Source organism: Verrucomicrobiia bacterium, from assembly GCA_036268055.1.
In the GTDB taxonomy this organism is placed as follows: domain Bacteria; phylum Verrucomicrobiota; class Verrucomicrobiia; order Limisphaerales; family Pedosphaeraceae; genus DATAUW01.
In genome coordinates this window covers 16,920-36,144 of record DATAUW010000038.1, presented here as the reverse complement: position 1 = coordinate 36,144, position 19,225 = coordinate 16,920, and the positions used below count along the sequence as shown (strand labels likewise).

18 protein-coding genes are annotated in these 19,225 nt (G+C 54.3%); 16 read left to right on the top strand and 2 right to left on the bottom strand.

Annotated elements, in window-relative coordinates; all coding sequences use genetic code 11:
* Positions 1-17 precede the first annotated feature (17 nt).
* Entirely contained in the window at positions 18-704 is a 687-nt protein-coding gene (locus VH413_19325) for a hypothetical protein (GenBank protein HEX3800854.1), read from the top strand.
* An 82-nt stretch (positions 705-786) separates the two neighbouring features.
* Entirely contained in the window at positions 787-1,497 is a 711-nt protein-coding gene (locus VH413_19320) for a YMGG-like glycine zipper-containing protein (GenBank protein ID HEX3800853.1), read from the top strand.
* A 428-nt stretch (positions 1,498-1,925) separates the two neighbouring features.
* On the opposite strand, the gene VH413_19315 is transcribed toward VH413_19320, so the two are convergent.
* The gene (locus VH413_19315; GenBank protein HEX3800852.1) at positions 1,926-2,552 is read right to left on the bottom strand and encodes a fibronectin type III domain-containing protein; all 627 of its coding nucleotides are present in this window, start codon (positions 2,550-2,552) and stop codon (positions 1,926-1,928) included.
* Positions 2,553-3,228: 676 nt separating this feature from the next.
* On the opposite strand from VH413_19315, the gene VH413_19310 reads away from it, so the two are divergent.
* Positions 3,229-3,405, top strand: a complete 177-nt coding sequence (locus VH413_19310; GenBank protein ID HEX3800851.1) for a hypothetical protein — start codon at positions 3,229-3,231, stop codon at positions 3,403-3,405.
* Positions 3,406-3,512: 107 nt separating this feature from the next.
* On the opposite strand, the gene VH413_19305 is transcribed toward VH413_19310, so the two are convergent.
* A complete protein-coding gene (locus VH413_19305) occupies positions 3,513-4,274 on the bottom strand; it encodes a polysaccharide biosynthesis/export family protein (GenBank protein ID HEX3800850.1) in 762 nt (253 codons plus the stop codon).
* 327 nt (positions 4,275-4,601) lie between these two features.
* Between VH413_19305 and VH413_19300 the strand changes: the two genes are divergently transcribed.
* From VH413_19300 to VH413_19240, 13 genes are all read left to right on the top strand, one after another.
* Positions 4,602-4,820, top strand: a complete 219-nt coding sequence (locus VH413_19300; protein HEX3800849.1) for a hypothetical protein — start codon at positions 4,602-4,604, stop codon at positions 4,818-4,820.
* A gap of 119 nt (positions 4,821-4,939) precedes the next feature.
* The gene (locus tag VH413_19295; protein ID HEX3800848.1) at positions 4,940-5,701 is read left to right on the top strand and encodes a hypothetical protein; all 762 of its coding nucleotides are present in this window, start codon (positions 4,940-4,942) and stop codon (positions 5,699-5,701) included.
* A gap of 556 nt (positions 5,702-6,257) precedes the next feature.
* A complete protein-coding gene (locus tag VH413_19290) occupies positions 6,258-6,830 on the top strand; it encodes a transcriptional activator RfaH (protein ID HEX3800847.1) in 573 nt (190 codons plus the stop codon).
* A gap of 156 nt (positions 6,831-6,986) precedes the next feature.
* Positions 6,987-8,075, top strand: coding sequence for a PAS domain-containing protein (locus VH413_19285; GenBank protein HEX3800846.1), 1,089 nt, complete (start codon positions 6,987-6,989; stop codon positions 8,073-8,075).
* Between the two features lie 164 nt (positions 8,076-8,239).
* Positions 8,240-9,013: a sugar transferase gene (locus VH413_19280; protein ID HEX3800845.1), complete on the top strand. Its 774-nt coding sequence runs from the start codon at positions 8,240-8,242 to the stop codon at positions 9,011-9,013.
* A 20-nt stretch (positions 9,014-9,033) separates the two neighbouring features.
* Positions 9,034-10,233 carry a Gfo/Idh/MocA family oxidoreductase gene (locus VH413_19275; protein HEX3800844.1) on the top strand — a complete coding sequence of 400 codons (1,200 nt, stop codon included), beginning with the start codon at positions 9,034-9,036 and terminating at the stop codon, positions 10,231-10,233.
* 3 nt (positions 10,234-10,236) lie between these two features.
* Positions 10,237-10,758 carry an acyltransferase gene (locus tag VH413_19270; protein HEX3800843.1) on the top strand — a complete coding sequence of 174 codons (522 nt, stop codon included), beginning with the start codon at positions 10,237-10,239 and terminating at the stop codon, positions 10,756-10,758.
* Between the two features lie 59 nt (positions 10,759-10,817).
* Positions 10,818-11,855 carry a GNAT family N-acetyltransferase gene (locus VH413_19265; GenBank protein ID HEX3800842.1) on the top strand — a complete coding sequence of 346 codons (1,038 nt, stop codon included), beginning with the start codon at positions 10,818-10,820 and terminating at the stop codon, positions 11,853-11,855.
* A 62-nt stretch (positions 11,856-11,917) separates the two neighbouring features.
* The gene (locus tag VH413_19260) at positions 11,918-14,236 is read left to right on the top strand and encodes an AAA family ATPase (protein HEX3800841.1); all 2,319 of its coding nucleotides are present in this window, start codon (positions 11,918-11,920) and stop codon (positions 14,234-14,236) included.
* A gap of 131 nt (positions 14,237-14,367) precedes the next feature.
* A complete protein-coding gene (locus VH413_19255; protein ID HEX3800840.1) occupies positions 14,368-15,324 on the top strand; it encodes a hypothetical protein in 957 nt (318 codons plus the stop codon).
* Between the two features lie 28 nt (positions 15,325-15,352).
* Positions 15,353-16,657 carry a UDP-glucose/GDP-mannose dehydrogenase family protein gene (locus VH413_19250; protein HEX3800839.1) on the top strand — a complete coding sequence of 435 codons (1,305 nt, stop codon included), beginning with the start codon at positions 15,353-15,355 and terminating at the stop codon, positions 16,655-16,657.
* Between the two features lie 20 nt (positions 16,658-16,677).
* Positions 16,678-17,919 (top strand): glycosyltransferase family 4 protein, encoded by a 1,242-nt coding sequence (locus VH413_19245; protein HEX3800838.1) that lies wholly within the window; start codon positions 16,678-16,680, stop codon positions 17,917-17,919.
* On the top strand, positions 17,916-19,178 hold the full coding sequence (locus VH413_19240) for a hypothetical protein (GenBank protein ID HEX3800837.1): 1,263 nt from the start codon (positions 17,916-17,918) through the stop codon (positions 19,176-19,178). Before VH413_19245 ends, VH413_19240 begins: the two co-directional genes overlap by 4 nt.
* Positions 19,179-19,225: the final 47 nt, after the last annotated feature.

Below are 19,225 nucleotides of genomic sequence, written 5' to 3'. Positions count from 1 at the left end.
TAGAAGGTGAGCTTTTTATGAAACTAAATTTTTTGAACAAGGCGGGATTGATGTTAGCAGTGGCATTGCCCCTTGCGGGGTATGCGCAGACCAACACAGTGACAACACCGGCGCCGGCACCGGCAGCGACTGTGCCTTCGATGGTGCTTCCACCGAACGTGAATGAGATCGTCAAGTTGTCGAGCGCCGGGTTGGGCAACGATGTGGTGTTGTCCTATGTGAACGGTTCGCAGTCGCTATATAATTTGTCGGCGAACGACATTGTGCATCTCAAGGAAGCGGGGGTTTCGTCCTCGGTGATCACTGCGATGCTCAATCACGATATGATGTTGCGAAACAACAATCCTTACGGTCCGGGCGGTTATGCCAATACGCCTGCGCCAACCCAAACGACTCAAGCTCCGCCGCCCGCGCCGGCGGATCCAAATCAGGCGGTGGTGCAGCAGCCCGCTCCCACCACGGTTGTGGTTCAGCAACCTGACGTGCAATACGTTTCGCCGGGACCGGATTATTATTGGTCACCGGGTTATTATGGCGTGGATGGTCTTTGGGTTGGGCCCGGTTGGTTGCGCATCGGCGTTGGTTATGGCTGGGGTTGGGGAGGTTATTACGGAGGCCGTTGGGGTGGGTATCGTGGAGGCTACTACGGTGGATTCCGCGGCGGTGGTTTTCATGGCGGTGGCGGATTTCACGGACATCGCTGAGCCGGTGATTTCAGAGGAGCAAACCCGGGCGTAACTTTTCGCCCGGGCGTGGGTCTTGGTAAGAAGGAAGAGTCTATAATTTATGAAAGCGACTTTGATTAAGGTTTCTACTTGTGGAGGATTGGTTGCGCTGCTGGCGGGTTGTTATTCGCCTGATGGTCGGCCGGACAATACCGCTTCCGGCGCGTTGATCGGCGGAGCCAGTGGCGCGACGATCGGGGCGCTTGTGGACCGGCGAAATCCCGGCGCGGGGGCATTGATCGGCGGAGCGGCTGGCTTGATTGCCGGAGGCCTGGTGGGTCACAGTGTGGACGAGCAGAACGAAGCGCGCCGCCAATATTATTCCGCACCGCCACCAGCTCCCGTCTATGTGCCCGCGCCCGCCGCGCAGCCGTTGACAATTGATCAGGTGAAGGCGATGACCAAGTCCGGCGTCACTGACGACAATATCATTGTTCAGATCAACAATACGCACACGGTCTATCACTTGGATGCGAATGCGATCATTGACCTGAGCAGTTCCGGCGTCAGCCAAAAAGTCATTTCGTACATGATCAATACGAGCAATGCCACCGTCAGCCAGGCGCCGCCAACTCCGGTGACTGAAACTGTGGTAGCGGCTCCGGGGCCGAATTATACTTATGTCAGCGGCGAATATGTCTGGAATGGCTTTGCGTGGGTGTGGGTTCGGGGACGCTGGGTAGTGGGACCTTATCCGCACGCGGTGTGGGTTGGCGCGCGTTGGGATTATGGCCCTTACGGATGGCACCGCGTTCCGGGGTATTGGCGCTGACGTTTAGTGTTTGGAGAAGGAGCGCCGAAGCTTTTAATTCAGCCGGGAGGCGGCGGCGGGAAGATACCTGCGAAGTTGCCGACGGCACGAGCGGCAGCTACAGAGGGAGCGGCAACCAACAAAATTTCCGGCAGGAAATAAATTGCGGGCTGGAGTGATCAGACTGGCGTGGGAGGGGGATATATTCCGCAAAGGAAAATCAACTACTGGCCGCAGTCTGAAAGGAAGTTGATGACCGAAACGCAACGCCATGATCAATCGCAGGCTGGCGCGAAGTTGTGCTACGTCGGTGGGTTTGCCCTGATGATTGTGCAATTTCATTCGACGATGGAATTCAGGGTTTGCGGTTTCTCAAAACGACTTTGATGCTTCCAGAGGTTTCCCAATTTTTTGCGCGTTCGGCGTTTGGCGCGTGCCGCGCGTTTTAATCAATGCAGTGCGAGGCGATAGAAGCGGCTGCGAAACGCGCGGGACTTGGGATCCTGAAATGAGTTCCAAAAATTCGAGGTGCACATGGCCGTCGTGGCGATCGTGCTCCAGTTCTGCCGGTCGGTGCTGGCTTGAACTTCGTACCAATGGCCAGGAGCCACGGGGAATTCGAGCATCGCGGCTTGATTGGCGGCCATCGCATTACGGAAACGAATCACACCCGGAACGATGAACGCAACCTCAGTGGAATAATCGCTTTCGTTGCCGGCCGAGTCATAGGCGGTAACGGCGAAATAATTCGTGGCACCGGGCTGCATGTTGGAAAAATTGGCGACGAGGTTGGTGCCGACATCCAGCTTGGCCGCATAATTGTGGCTGACGCCGCCGTAGTGAACGAAATATCCGGCGACCGTATTGGTGGAAGGAGTCCACCCGAGCATGACACTTTGATCCGCGCGAGCAGTAAGGCAGAGAAGGAAAAACATCACCAGGCTGGCAAACGTCCAGCTCTTTTTCGGGGCGGCTTCCTTGCTGCCTTCATGTCGCATATCCAATTCAGTGGAAGTTTTCATTTGGCTTTGCGAAGCCGGATAAGCAAAAAAGAAATCGCCAATCCGTGCGTTCATGAATAATTGATCTTTTCTAAAAACTAAAAATTAAAACCTAACTAAAAAAGTTACCGAAGTAACTTGCCTAAACCCATTAAAGCATTTGCCTCGCCAAGCCGATAAAGGGCAGACAGGGGCGGATTTGATGAATCAGCAGTGGTGGATTAAACCATTGCAAACATTGATTAAAATCAATGAAAGCGCGCTGAGATTACGGACGGGTTTTGGAAAGAAAACGGCGGCAATTTCAGATAGGTTGACGCGGAGCAGGACAGACAAACAAGACATTGTCTAGAATTAATTCATTCCGGTTTCGTTAAGCTACTGTTTCGCAATTCTTATAGATAAGAATTTTAAACCTGAGAATTTTCGGGCTAGAAGAATCGCGTTAATCCGGTCGCTCAATCTATAACGGGAAGATTATTTTTTCCTGAGTGAGGAATGCAGATCAAACCGCCTCCGCCACCAGATTGTTTATATATCAACAATCTTAAGTGAGGCAGATATTTGCCAGGGAACAGAAGGAGATTTGATGGGGCATTTTGACGCGTGAAGTGTCTTCTTCTGAGACACAAGACACAGGACAGTAGACAGTTTTAGGTGGAAAACAGGACAGTTCGGGTGAAATATCATCAAAATGCGCCAAAAATAGTCGATTTCTGCCTTGGCACTTACGATGCTTTCAATAAAGCGTATGACAAATAAGAATTCATTCTACGCTATCGTGGTCACAATGTTGTTCGCCGGCATCCTCGCCAAGGTGCGCGCCGCCATGGATAAGCAAGTGCCTGTGGGTTACCAGGACGAGAACGGTTTTCATCTGGGCGCCGAGCCCGTCAGCAAGTCGAGTGATTGGCGCTCCGCCTACTAAGTTGTAACGCCCGTTGAAGGGCGTGCGGTGCAGTGGTCAGAAAAGGTGTTGCTTCTCCAGTCCGCCCAACACCGCTTGCGCAAGCAAGGGTCGAGTCCAGTGCGGACTTAGAACCAGGTAAACTTCTCCTTGATGAAAAGAATATCGCCGGGCTCCATGTAAAAACGCTTTTCATCGTTTCCCCGCATCACACTTTTCAAGTTCAGGTGATACGCCTGCAAGTGGGATTTTTCCCAGCGCAGCACCGTTACTGATTTCAAGTTGGCCTTGGCGTAATCAAATCCACCGCATTCCATGATCGCTTCAAGCGCGGTGATCGGATGGTCGGACATAACTTTGTGCGGGCTCAATACTGCGCCAGTCACGAACACGGGGAAAAGCGAGGAAACTAATTCCAAGGTCATTTCATGCGTGTCTATCTGATCTTTGTAGAGCGTGAGGATGTCCTGCTTGAGGTCCTTGAGCGTCTTGTTGGCGGCCTGAACATCGCCAACGAGCGTCAGAGCGATCTTGCCATCGCGGCGGATGGTGGTGGTCGTATTCAAGTTCGCCGCCGTGGGAAAAGTGATTTTGAGCACATCACCTTCGCGAAGGAGAATGGTTTCGGAATGCTCATTGGTGTTGGACATGGAACTCATCGCCATGCCGTTGATGCCCATTTCATTGGTCCCCATCTCCTGCTGAAGCTGGGCGTCGTCAAAGCGCAAATGTTGTGTTTCGCAACCGGTGACGATGGCAAGGGCCGCAATGAGCACGGCGAGTTTGAGGAAAAGCCCGCGGGCGATCGCCGACCGGCCGGCAGAATTGGTTTGTTCCGTCGCGGCGGAAGAAATCGCGGCCGCTGGTGAATTCCTTTGTAGAGCACTCATTTGGTTTGAGTTGAGGTGTGAGACCTTTTTTGTTTTAAAGGATGAGAACATGGGGCCGAGCGTAAGAACATTCTGCACTCAAAGTAAAGATTATTTCGGGGTGGGCGATGAATCATCGAGTGGATCAATAAAGGAGAGATTTTTTCGCCACGGATTGAACCACTGAAGAAACACGGATTTTTTCGGCCTCCGATGTTGCTCGGCAAGCTGTGTATGTATGTTGAGCAATCTTCCAAGTCAATCTGAGTGCATCCGACACGCCAAACAAAGCGTATTTAGAGCAAGACTACCTGGTTTTTGAACGCTGTCGGAACTCTTTACAAAATAATGAAAATTTTTCTACGAACTGCTACGGAGAGGGTTGTCGGTAGTCGTCCGGCATTTTTCAATAAAAGTGAAAAATCTCCATTTTGTGTGCGGCAAAAGGCGCGTTTTCACGGACAAATCATTGATTTACAGGATAAAAGCTGGAGTCGCCAGAAAAACGTCGGTTTGTTTTACATAAAACTCCACGAAAAAAAATCCGCAGCACTACGGATTTCTTAAAATTGAATATTCATAAATCGTTAATAGAAAGGAATTAATAAAAATAAGAAACCTTCTGGCAATCCTTTTGCTATATCATACCCGGCAGCATTGTAAATGTTGCGATCGGTAAAAAAACTATGAAAAACATTCCTTTACTCGGCAAGGTCGCACTCGCGGCTGCCGGGTTGGCCTCAGCAGTCCAAGTCTCTTCCGCGGCGGCTGTGGTGCAGTACAACTATACTGGCGAAACCGGCGGCGGCGTCATTATGGGCATCCACACCGCTGACTATAATGGGGGCGCGTTGGTTGGGGAATTTGTCATGACTTCGACGACTCCGGGGTTCACGACACCGCTTTTGACTTATTGCACCGACGTGGGGGCGTTCCTGCAAAATAGCTATACATATAGCCCGACGCCGATCACGGCTTCTTCGCCGACCGGCGTAAGTCCTACTTGGATCAGCGGCGGTATTCAAAATGTGGCGCGGCTTTGGGCCGCAGATCGCAATGCGGCCACGGCGGGTGGCGCGGTCACGACCGCGGGCCTGCAACTGGCCATCTGGGAATTGCTTTATAACAACATCAGCAGTGGCTTCAGCTTTACCAGTGCCGCCAACAATGGTTTTTATATCACTACTTCGGATATGCAAAGCCTCGCGGTGGAGAGCTACGCGACGTCATTGCTCAGCAATCTGGCCAACGATCCGACTCCGAACAATGTGGAATGGCTGGCGCCGGTCGAACCGAATGGCATGGTCGGCGGTTCGCAAGGGTTGTTGTATGAGACCACCACCACGACGGACCTCACGCCGAGTCCCGATGCGGCCTCTACTTTGGGGTTGCTCGGCCTGGTAGTGGGCGCCTTGGGTGTGGCCAATCGAAAGCTGCGCCGAAGCTGATTTTCAGGTTAAAGTGGATACATAGTGATCGAGGGCGGAAAGCAATTTCCGCCCTCTACGCTTTTGGCGTATTCCCCTACGGCGGTTTCTTCTGCCAATGTAATGGGCTCCGGGACGACTGTCTTAAAAATGACAGAAACAGACAGGCCAGTGTCGCAAATTATGGAAACCCAAACCATTGATGGCTAGCAAAATACCCTTAAACGAGGCATTCGCCGACTTTCTGCAATACTTTTAAGCCACGCCAGAAAAAAAGTTTGTGGCGGTTGCCATTACAAGCTGTCCAATGGCACGCCACAGAAAAATGAGGGCGGGCCACGACAGACAACCGATTTGATTTGTAGGATAACTTCCGCCGCATGATTGCTGGACCGATTGTATTTCTATTAAAAGCCGCCTGTTTCGGGGATTTTTCTGCCCAAGGTGGATCTTTGACATGTCACTTGCTTTCATGCGAAAACGTGTCAAAAGTCATCCTCAGGACTACATCGGTCTTCGCCAAAACCCGGCTGCCGAGAAATTTTGGAAAGAAAGCTGCTTATTTCCCGATCTGAGAATGATTACTAATCATCCAGCTTGGTACTGTGCCAGAACCAAGCCCAAGCACGAGCATATCGCCACGGCGAACATGCGCAAACACTTGGGAATAGAAGTGTTCAATCCGCAACTGCGGATGGAACGCTCGACTCGCCGCGGCCTGGTTCGCGTGGTGGAACCGCTTTTTCCCTGCTACGTCTTCGTCCATTGCGTGATTCAAGAGCGGCTCGACGAAATCCGTTATACCAATGGCGTGAGTTCGATTGTGCATTTTGCCGACCGCATTCCTCCCGTGTCAGATGAAGTCATTGCCGACTTGCGGGCGTGTTTTACTGCGGAGGAGCCGATGCCGGTGGAAGAACAGCTTGTGCCCGGTGTGGATGTGGTCCTCGGCGAAGGCGCCTTTACCGGCATGCATGCCTCGGTTCTGCGGGTGATGCCGGCGGGGCGGCGGGTGCAGGTGTTATTGGATATTTTAGGCCGCCCGACGGCCGTAGAAGTGGACCGGCGATTTGTAGCGCTGGAGAAAAACACCATGGCGAGCCTGGTGCCACTGCTGGCCGCGCCGCAACCAGCCATGTTGCGGATCTAGTTGTAATGCCAGAAAAAACTCAAGCTTCCGGCCTCCCGGGAGCGCGAAAGTTGGTTTTGCGGAAAATCCTCCGCGCCCAACAAGTGCGGAGCCTTGCCGGATTCAGCCGCCTCACCTGGAGACAGCCAGTCCGCTAACCAAAAGAGAGATCCATCCATGTCCATACCACCGCAAAAAGGAAGCGCTGAGGCGTGCGCCAGCGAACAAAGTTTTCGTCAACTGGCCGAGGCCATCGGCGCCGTCTTCCGCATCACCGACGCCGATGAAGGGCAGATCGTTTACGTCAGCCCCGGCTACGAGGAAATTTGGGGCCGCTCTTGCGATATTCTTTATCAGTCGTCCCGCGCGTGGTTCGACGCCATTCACGCCGAAGACCGCGACCGCATGCTGGAAGTTGCTTTGAGCATCAAGAAGCATTGCGGCTACGACGAGGAATATCGCATCCTCCGTCCCGATGGTTCGATGCGCTGGGTGCGTGACCGTGGTTTTCCTGTCCGCAATGAAAAAGGTGAAGTCTATCGGATCGCGGCCATTGCCGAAGACATCACCGAACATCGCCTGCTCGAAAAAGAAGTCATCGAGATCAACGACCGCGAGCGTTCGCGTCTCGGCCAGGACTTACACGACGGTATCTGCCAGCAACTCGTGAGCATCGCTTTCGCCACGGACCTGTTGCGTCGCGATTTGATCGCCAAATCTCCCGGAGAAGCCGTTCGCGCGGCGAAGATCACCGCCTTGCTCGATAGCGCCATCACCCAGGCGCGCAATTTGTCCAACGCCCTGTGCCCGGTGAATCTGGCGGGCGACGGACTCGCGATTGCTTTGCGCGGACTTGCCAGCAATGTCAGCCACGGTTCCGGCGTGGTTTGCGGCGCGGATTGTTCCGAAGCGGTGTTCATTCACGAATACGCCGTGGCGACGCATCTTTACCGCATAGCGCAAGAAGCCGTGCAGAACGCAATCAAGCACGCCAACCCCAGCCAGATTTTGATCCGCCTTTCGCAAGAGGGTGACAACATTCATTTGAGCGTGACAGACAACGGCCTGGGCAGCGACGAGGACGAGGCGCGGAATTTCGGCATCGGCCTCAGCATCATCAAATTCCGCACCACCATGGCGGGCGGGCGCTTGCAGGTGCATCGCAATGCCACCGGGGGCACGCTGATTTCATGCAGCTTCCAGCAAAAGCGCACGAGCGAGGCCATGCAGGAAACGGATTTTCAATTACTCGGCTCCAAAGTGTAACTCACAACCAAACTTATGACTTACAACCTTGTTTCCGCGAGTTCACTTAAAAGGCATCCGAATGCCATCTGTCGTTCGTATAGTGTGATGGTGGAGTAATAATTGCTTACGAATGACCGCGACGGGACGTACCAACTGATGTTGAAAATTTAAGAATTGCCCAAATGGAAATCGGTAACGACAGCCAGCCCAATCCAGCGCCTGAGTTCTCCACGCTGGAGATTCCGCGCTGGAAGCGTGTCCTGGACATCGCGCTTATTCTGCTGGCTCTCCCGGTGCTGTTCCCGGTGATGCTGGGCATCGCGCTGTTTGTCCGTTGCGTCTCGGCGGGGCCGGTGCTCTTCCGCCAGGAACGCGTGGGCCATCGCGGCTCGCGTTTTCGCTGCTTCAAATTCCGCACGATGCACGTCGGCAACAACACCGCCGTGCATCAGGGCCATTTGACGCGCCTGATGGATTCCAATGCGCCGATGGTGAAGATGGATGCCCACGGCGATCCGCGCATCATTCCATTTGGCGTGCCGCTGCGTTCTTCCGGCCTCGATGAATTGCCGCAGATATTCAATGTGTTGATGGGCGACATGAGCTTGGTCGGTCCGCGCCCCTGCGTGCCATACGAATTTGACAAATATCTTGCATGGCAGAAGGAGCGTTTCAATGTGCTGCCCGGTTTGACTGGTCTTTGGCAAGTCAGCGGCAAGAACAATACGACTTTTGAGGAAATGATGCGGCTGGATATTCATTATTCCCGGAAAAGCAATCTTTGGTTGGACATCAAAATCATTTTCAAGACCATCCCCGCGCTGATCGTCCAGATGTTGGAGACCCGCGCCCGCCGCCGCGCCGCCGAAAATACGGCGCACACTGAACAAGCCGAGCAGAAGTCCGCCCGGCCCGTGCCCGCGAGAACTTTCAAACCCATTATTGATACGGATTAGATCACAAACCTAGGAACAACATGAAAAAGCAAATAAACGTCGGAGTAGTTGGCTGTGGATATTGGGGACCAAACCTCATTCGAAATTTCCGTTCGCTTGCCGACTGCAATCTCAAAGTAATGTGCGACCTGAGCGAAGCCCGCTTGAAGCATCTCGGCGCGCTTTATCCTGAAGTCGAAGGAACCGCCGATTTCAGCCACGCCTTGAACGGCGCGGGCCTCGACGCCGTCGTCATCGCCACCGCGGTTAAATTCCATTTTCCGATGGCGAAGGCCGCGCTGCTCGCCGGCAAACATACGTTCATCGAAAAGCCCATGGCGTCGTCCGTGGCTGAATGTGAAGAACTGGTGGACATCGCCAGGAAAAACGGTCTCGTGCTGATGATCGGCCACACGTTTCTGTATTCGCCCGCCGTGCGCAAGATCAAGGAAATCGTGGACAGCGGCGACGTCGGCGAAATCCGCTACATCTCCGCCCGCCGTTTGAATCTCGGCCTTTTCCAGAAGGACATCAATGTGGCCTGGGACCTCGCGCCGCACGACATCTCAATCATCCAATACATCATGGGCGAACAACCCGTGACCATTAATTGCCGCGGCAGCGCGCACGTCACCCCGGGCGTCGAAGACGTGACCACGATGTGCCTGAGCTTCCAGCGCCAGCGGACCGCGATCATTCACAGCAGTTGGCTCGATCCGCGCAAAGTCCGCGAAATGACCATCGTCGGCAGCAAGCGCATGATCGTTTATGACGACGTGGTGCAGCAGGAAAAGATCAAGATCTTTGATGCCCGCGTGGAACGCCCACCGCATTACGACACCTTTGCCGAATTTCATTACGCTTATCACTACGGCGATGTTTATGTCCCGTACATCAAGCAGGAAGAACCACTCAAGATCGAGTGCCAGCATTTTCTCGATTGCATTCGCCACGGCACGGCCCCGCTCACCAGCGGCAGCCGCGGACTTGAGTTGGTGCAAATTCTCGAAGCCTCTTCGGAATCGCTGCGTCGCGGTGGCGGGCCGGTTGAGTTGACCTCGAAGCCATACACGAACGGTCACACCAACGGTGTGAACGGAACCAATGGCAATGGCAACGGCGCCAACGGCACGACTGCTGATCTCGCGGTCAAAGTCGCTTTCACCCCTCCGGCGGCTGCGCCGGCGAAAAAGCGCACGCCGCGCGGTGGAACGCCCAAACTCGAAGTCAGCGGACGCTGATCCATGAGTTCCACTCCCATAGCGTTCAAGCGCATCTCGGCCGACGTGAAACTCGGCAACAATACGAAGGTGTATGATTTCACCAACCTTTACGGTTGTGAGATCGGTGACGACACCAAGGTCGGCACCTTCGTGGAAATCCAGAAAGGCGCGAAGATCGGAAGCCGCTGCAAGATTTCCAGCCACACATTCATCTGCGAAGGCGTGACGATTGAAGACGAGGTTTTCATCGGCCACAACGTGACGTTCATCAACGATCGTCATCCGCGTGCAACCGCTGGCAACGGCCAGTTGCAAACCGAGGCCGATTGGGCCTGCGTCGGCACGCTTGTGAAACGCGGCGCGTCCATTGGTTCGGGAGCGACACTTCTGTGCGGCGTGACGGTGGGCGAAAACGCTTTGGTCGGCGCGGGCAGCGTCGTGACCAAAGACGTGCCTGCGGGCGCAATCGTCGCTGGTAATCCAGCGCGCGTCGTTAAAAAATCCAATCGGTTGGTCACTAACGAGTGTGCCCAGGTGACGTAATGCAGCCGGCGCCACTGGCTTTGAGCGCGAGTGACGCGCCTGCCGGGGCTCGCACCCCTGTGAAAGCCGCTGTGCAACGCGTCAATCCCGCCGGGCAGCCGGGCTGGGATGAACAGTTGGCTGCATTGCCGAACAGTTCGTTTTTTCAAAGCGCCGAGTGGACGGAAGTTTTGGCAGGATACGGTTTCGTGCCACAATATTTCACGGTGGCGGGCGCGGGCGGCATGGAAGCGTTGCTGCCCATGATGGAAGTGGATAGCTGGCTGACGGGACGGCGCGGAGTTTCGCTGCCGTTCACTGATGATAGCGAACCTTTTTATGCCGATGCCGGGGCATTCAAAAAGGTGAGTGACGCGGTGCTCGAATTTGGCAGGTCGCGGAAATGGAAATATGTTGAATTCCGCGGCGGCAGAAAATGGTTTGGCGATGTGCCAGCCTCGGTTTCGTTTTACGGGCACGAGTTGGATTTGATGGCGGGTGAAGCGCGGCTTTTCGAGCGGGTGGATGGCTCGGTACGGCGCGGAATCCGCAAAGCGGAAAAAGCCGGAGTAACGGTCGAAGTGTCGGAATCGCTGGAAGCGATGCGAGTTTTTTACGATTTGCTGTGTCAGACGCGTAAAAAACACGGGATGCCGCCACAACCGTTGGGTTTTTTTGAGAATATCCACCGGCAGGTGTTGTCCAAGAATTTTGGGAATATTTTTATCGCCCGGTTCGAGGGGCGGCCGATCGCGGCGGCGGTTTATTTTCGGCTTGGCAAACGTGCCATATACAAATACGGCGCTTCGGATGAGACGGTCCAGCAGTTGCGGGGCAACAACCTCGTGATGTGGGAAGCGATCAAGTGGCACGCGGCAATGGGTTGTGCGAGTTTGCATCTTGGCCGGACGTCGCTGGGCAATGAAGGTCTGCGGCGGTTTAAGTTGAATTGGGGCGCTGCCGAGCACCCGATTGAATATGTGAAATATGATTTTCGGCAGGAACGGTTCGTGCAGGATCGCGACGAATCTTCCGGGTGGCACAATCAGCTTTTTAATCGCATGCCGATATTTGCATCGCGATGGGTCGGGGCGGCTTTGTATCGCCATTGGGCATAAGCAGAATTTTTTATCGAAGATCAAACAAGATTTTCACCGGGTCGGTCGGGAACATCAATCATATGAACGAGAAACGAAACGCCAATCATCCGCCGGTTGTGGGATTGGCCTTGAACGACATCTACTACGTGCTTTTCCGGCACAAGTGGAAGATACTTATTTTTTCCATCCTTGGTCTCGCGACTGCCGCCGGCATTTATTTTTATCGTGGCACCACGTATCAATCCGAGGCGGACGTCTGGATCAAATACGTCGAAAGCACCAAGCCGGTCAGTCCGACGCCTTCGGCGGTGGATACCATCGTCCCGTACCATGATGGCGACGACATCATCAATACGGAAATCACCATCATTAATAGCTTCGACCTGGCCAAGCAAGTTGCGACCAATGTCGGGCCGGAAAAAGTCCTCGCCAAGCTGGGTGGAGGAAGCGATGTGGTCGCCGCTGCCACGGCGATCCATGATAATCTTTTGATCCAGCGCGTCCCGCACAGCCCGGTATTGCGAGTCATCTTTTCACATCCGGACAAGGATCTGGTGCAACGCGTCCTTGAGGAAATCGTGGTGGATTACCAAAGCCGCCATGCCGAACTGAATAGTTCCGCCAACTCCTCCTATGACACGTTGCAGTCGGAAACGAGCACTCTCAAAAGTGAATTGGATGCGGCCGAAGACAATCTGCGCCGGGAAAAAGCCAAGGCCAACATAAGCGATCTCGACGAAGCCCGGAAATCCACGAGCCAGAAGATGTCTTCAATCCGTTATGACCTTATGGCCGCGGTAAGCCAGTTGACTCAGCGCCAAAACAATTTGAAGAAACTGCAGGATTCCACCAACCATGTGGCAGCCTCATCCGTGACGTCTTCCAATACATTGCCGGAACTGACGGATGATCAAATTGATGAATATAACGATGCCCGGGAAGCCTACAATCTGATCAAGAAAAGTTATGACAACATGCGCGTTGAGCTGCCTGAGCACAACAGCCTCGTTCAGGAGAAGTTTGCCCAGCTCAAAATCGCATTGAAGAAAAAACAAGACCTGGAAAAAGCCGACCCGCGCCTGCGCCATTTGAAGATCGCTTCCAATACTGATGGCACTCGTTCCACCGTCAAGACCACCGACGACCGTATCACCGATGAACAGGACGCGATTGACGACTTGCAGGAAAAAATCAAGATCCTTCAAGCGGACATGGTCGAACTTCACGCCGAGTCCACGAACCTGGATGCCGCTGCGCCGGCCATTCAGGAACTCGAGCGCCAGGTTCATTATCGCGAGGAATATTATCGCAATTATTTGAACAGCCTCGAACAGGCCAAGATCGAAAACGACGTCACCGCCGGCAAGAACGCCAACATTCAGGTCACCCAAAAGCCGACTCCCCCTTCGCTAGAGCGTTCCAAGACGCCCAAGATGATGGGCATCGCCGCGGTCATGGGAATCCTGGCCGGATTGGTCTGGGCCTTTTTCGTTGAACTTTATCTCGACCACAGCGTGCGCCGTCCCAAGGAAATCGAAGGCAGCCTCGGCATGCGCCTCTTCCTTTCCATCCCCGATGTCTATTCCAATGGCTCGCGCTTCCTTGGCACGGGCGCGAAAAAGCGAAATGGCAAACCAGCCGCGTTGCTTCCTGAAACCGTGAATGGCAACGGCAGCACTGCCGCCAATGGCGCTGCTCCGGCGGCATCCGGCGTGGCTGTCAATGGCGCGGGCGCCAAGGGCAACCGGCTTGAAGTCGCGCCGTGGGACCGCAATCATTCGCTGCACAATTATTATGAAGCCTTGCGCGACCGTTTGATTTCGTATTTCGAAGTCAACAATCTCAATCACAAACCCAAGCTTGTCGCCGTCACCGGTTCCGAGCAGGGCGCGGGCACGACTACCATCGCGGCGGGCCTTGCGGCTTCGCTTTCCGAAACGGGTGATGGCAATGTGCTGCTGATTGACATGAACCTTGAGCATGGCGCCACGCAGGAGTTCTACAACGGCAAACCGAATTGCGAACTCGACGCCGCGCTTGCCAACGAAACCCGCGACAGCGCGATGGTGCAGAACAACCTTTACGTCGTCTCCGGCAAATCGAACGGCGACCAGCTCTCGCGCATGCTGCCCAAGCGTTTCGCCAACCTTTTGCCCAAGCTCAAGGCCAGCGATTACGATTACATCATCTTCGACATGCCGCCCATCGCGCGCACCGGCGTGACGCAACGCCTTGCCGGTTTCATGGACATGATGCTGCTCGTCGTGGAAGCGGAAAAGACCAGCCGCGACGTGGTCAAACAAGCCGGCGGTTTGCTGACTGAATCGAAAGCCAACGTCAGTGTGGTGCTCAACAAGACCCGCACTTACATCCCCAAACGCTTTCACCAGGAATTTTGAACTTGGCAAATGGGCCGGGCGCGCAGATTGTTTTCCGATGATTTCCCGTCGGGCTGTGCTTCCGGTTCAGCGCCATACAAGTTGCAAAATATCGTTTTTTGAATCCCCGTTTTTCCTCAAACGATCGTCACGTGTTTAACCTCGCTCTTTATTATCATCTAAAGCCCTATTTGCCGTGGCGTTTGCGCATTGCCGCCCGCCGCGTTCTGGCCCGCCGCGCCCGCCGCGACAGTCAACACACCTGGCCGATCAATCCCGCCGCGGGCTTCACTCCGCCGGGCTGGCCGGGCTGGCCCGATGGCAAAAAATTCGCCTTCGTCCTGACCCATGACGTAGAAGGCCCGCTGGGAGTGACGCGCTGCCGCCAGTTGATGCAGTTAGAAAAGGGACTGGGCTTTTGCTCGTCTTTCAATTTTGTTCCCGAAGGCGAATACAATGTCCCGCGCGAATTGCGCGAGGAATTGCAGGCGGCCGGTTGCGAGATCGGCGTCCACGACCTGCATCACGACGGGAAGTTGTATTGGACGAAGGAAGACTTCGCGAAAAAAGCGCGGCAGATCAACCGTTACCTGAAGGAGTGGGGCTCAACCGGTTTTCGTTCCGGTTTCATGCTGCGCAATCTCGAGTGGCTGCATCAGTTGAATATCCAGTATGATGCCTCCACGTTCGACACGGATCCTTTCGAGCCGGAGCCGGACGGGGTCGGCACCATTTTTCCGTTCCTGAAAAAGAACGGGACCGGCAATGGCTATGTTGAACTGCCTTACACGCTGGTGCAGGACTCAACGCTGTTCATCTCGCTCCAGGAAACCTCGATTGATATTTGGACGAAGAAGCTCGACTGGATCGTTTCCCGTGGCGGCATGGCGATGCTCATCGTGCATCCCGATTACGTGAATTTTGGTCCCGGCAAAAGCGGCCCGCGCGAATTTCCCGCCGCGTTGTATCAAAAGTTTTTGGAGTACGTGAAGACCAAGTACGCCGGGCAGTATTGGCAAACGCTCCCGAAAGATCTGGTCCAGTGGTATCTGCAAACCCAGGACGTCAAGCGTCCTCCGGCAATGCGGGAAAATTCGCCCGCAAAATAATTTCAAAGTTCAACCAGTTTTTACCATCATGAAAGTCACCATCTTTGGCATGGGTTATGTGGGGTGTGTCACCTCGGCGTGCCTCGCGTCCTGCGGGCATCACGTCACGGGCGTGGACCTCGACCAGAACAAAATTGACCTCATCAACTCCGGCCACAGCCCGCTCATCGAGCCCGGCCTCGAGGATTTGATCGGCAAGGGCGTTTCGTCCGGCCGTCTGCAAGCCCGCCGCGAAGTCGAAGATCTGGGTGATGTTTCCATCATCTGTGTCGGCACGCCGAGCAACAGCAACGGCAGCCTTTGTCTCGATCACGTTCAGCGTGTCGTCTCGCATCTCGGCGATAAATTGCGCGAGCGTTCGGCCTATCACGTCGTCAATGTCCGCAGCACCGTCATTCCCGGCACGGTCGAAAATATCATCATTCCCTTGCTCGCCGAACGCTCCGGCAAGACGCCCGGAAAAGATTTTGGCGTGTGCATGAATCCGGAATTTTTGCGCGAGACGACCGCTGTGCAGGATTTTCACAATCCGCCCTTCACGGTCATCGGCGGTTTGGACGAGCGCAGCATCAATACCGTCGGCAAACTCTACGAGAGCCTGGCCGCACCGCTGGAAAAAACGCCGATCGCAGTGGCGGAAATGATAAAATATTCTTGCAATGCCTTTCACGCGCTGAAAGTCTGCTTTGCCAACGAAGTGGGCGTTCTCAGCAAGAGCTTGGGAATTGACAGCCACAAAGTCATGGAAGTTTTTTGCAAAGACGGCAAATTGAACTTGTCTCCTTACTATCTGAAGCCCGGGTTTGCTTTTGGCGGGTCGTGCCTGCCAAAGGATTTGCGCGCCATTTTGCATCTCGCGCGCCAGCAGGACCTCGATTTCCCGGTGTTGAATTCCCTGCTGGAAAGCAACCGCCGCCATCTCGACCACGCGTTCAATCTCGTGCGCAAGACGGGCAAGAAACGCGTCGGCGTCCTGGGCCTGAGTTTTAAGGCGGGCACGGACGACTTGCGCGAAAGCCCGATCGTGATCTTGATCGAGCAACTTTTGGGCAAGGGGTATCAACTCAAAGTATATGACGAAGAAGTTTCGCTTTCGCAGTTGATCGGCTCCAACCGCCGTTACATCGAGGCGACCATCCCGCACATCTCGTCGCTGCTGGTCGCGAAGGCTGCGGATGTCCTGAAGGACTGCGACATCGTCATCGTGAGCAAGCGCAATAAGGAATTCCAGGCAGTCGTGAACCAAGTACCGCCAGGCGTCACTGTGATTGACCTGGTCCGCATCATTGAACCATCCCAAGCCCCTTCAAGCTACGAAGGCATCTGCTGGTAAGTTGTCCCTGATTATTTGTTATGCCGAAATCCCTCGGCCGGATATTAATGCTGGTGGAAAACAATTTTCCCCAGGATACCCGGGTCAAAAATGAAGCAACGCTGTTGAACGAAGCCGGCTATACGGTTTCGGTGATTTGTCTTCGCAAGAAAAACCAGGCGCCCTATGAAGTGCTCAATGGCATTCATGTCCACCGGCTGCCGCGCATCGAACTTTTTCAGAAGACGCCTTCCGATAAATTATCGTTCATCGGCAAATTATTTCTGCTGGCGAAATCGTTTCTCGGCTATTGCATCGAGTACAGCTATTTCACCACCGCGTGCTTTCTCGTCAGCCTGAAGATTTTTTTCACGCGCGGGTTCGACGCCATTCACGCGCATAATCCGCCGGACACGCTGTTCCTGGTCGCGCTGCCGTATAAGTTGATCGGCAAGAAATTCGTTTTCGATCATCACGATCTTTGCCCGGAGCTTTATCAGTCGCGCTACGGTTCGCGCGGAGGATTTTACACGACGCTGCTGCGCATTTTCGAGTGGTGCAATCTCAAGCTGGCGAACGTCACCATCGCGACGAACGAGTCGTATAAGGAAATCCAGATCGCGCGCGGCGGTCGCAAAGCTGAAACTATTTTTCTGGTCCGCAACGGTCCGAACCTTGAACGGATGCAGGTTCCACCGTCGAGTCCCCGTCTTCGGGCGATGAACAAAATGATCTTTTGTTACATCGGCAGCCTTAACCCGCAGGACGGCGTTGATTACTTGCTCCGTGCCTTGGGTCATTTGGTTCACGACCTCAAGCGCACGGATTTTTATTGTGTCATCATGGGCATGGGTGACTCGCTCGAAGACCTGCGCAAACTGTCGCGGGAATTGAAGCTTGAGGCGTACGTCGAACTGCCCGGTTTCGTTTCCGACCAGGTATTGATGGAAAATTTGTCCGCGGCAGACATCTGCATGGATCCCGATCCGTCGAGCCCGCTCAACGACGTCTCGACCTGGATCAAGATCATGGAATACATGGCGTTCTCCAAGCCGATCGTTTCATTCGATTTGAAAGAGACGCGCTTCTCCGCGCAACAGGCGGCGTTGTTTGTTCCGGCGAATGACGAGATGGCTTTTGCCAAGGGCATCGTGAAATTGATGGACGATGAAAAGCTACGCTCGAAGATGGGCCGCTTTGGCCGCGAACGCGTGGAGAGTGATTTGCAATGGGCCGTGACCGGCCGGAATTTATTAACTGCCTACCAGACTTTGCTCAAATGACGACAATGGCCAACACCAACGCCAGCCGCCAAATCCGAGAATCACTCCTGAAACTGGACGACTGGTCCACGCAGGCGCAATGGAAGGGTTACGATACGTTCGACGGTTTGTCCTCACCGCTGGCGCCGATCTTCTCGTTCGGCAATCCGTTCATGAAGCGCGTGTGGCAGCAGGGCGTCCGCCGGTTCCCGATGAACATCCGTCCGCTGCTCGGCATCAAGCCCTCGAACAGCAGCAAGGGCATGGGATTTTTCGCGCAAGGCTATCTGCATCTTTATCAAACGACCGGCGATAAAAAATATCTCGCCAAGATGCATTCGTGCCTGGAGTGGCTCATCAAAAATCGCTGCCCGCAATTCAAGGGTTACGCGTGGGGCAATCATTTTGATTACGAATCGCGCAGCGGACGCATCGCACCCGGCACGCCGACGGTGGTTTGGACGAGCTTAATCGGTCATGCGTTTTTGGATGCTTATGACGCGTTGCAGGAAGAGCGTTATCTTGAAGTCGCGCGCGGCATCGCTGAATTCACCAGCAACGAACTTGGCCACATCGCCACGTCTCACGGCGATATTTGCATCAGCTACACGCCAACGCCGGAAGGCAAGCCGATCCAGGGCGAGTACGGCATTCATAATTCGAATATTCTTGGCGCCGGTTTTCTCGCGCGCCTGAACAGTCATTCGCCGAAGCCGATTTATTTGGAACTCGCTGAGAAAGGCGTGAAGTTCACCATCCGCGACCAGATGCCGAACGGCGCATGGAATTACGGCAATCATCCCAAATGGGCGTGGGTGGACTCCTTCCACACGGGTTACAATCTCGAAGCGCTCGACCATTATATCCGCTGGAAAAATGACAAAACATTTTTGCCGGAATTGAAAAAAGGTTACACGTTTTTCGTGGAGACTTTTTTTGAAGCGGACGGAACCCCGCGCTATTACGATTACAAGACGCGTCCGCTCGACATCCAATGCGCCTCGCAGGCGATTGAGACGCTTGTCAATTTGCGCGACCTGCATCCCCGCAGCATCGAGACCGCTATTTCGGTGGCGCAGTGGACGATCAATAACATGCAGGACCGCACGGGCTATTTTTATTATCGCAAATACCCGGTGCTTACGAACAAGACGCCGACGCTGCATTGGGGCCAGGCTACGATGTTCGCCGCGCTTGCGTTGCTCGACGAATATTTGAATGAAAAAGTTCCCGGCACCGCGAGCCAGCCCACCAAGTCGAGCGAACTCGCGTCGGCTTGATTTACGCCGCTTGCGTGTCAGAATTTCCTGTTGCTGAAACCAGCACT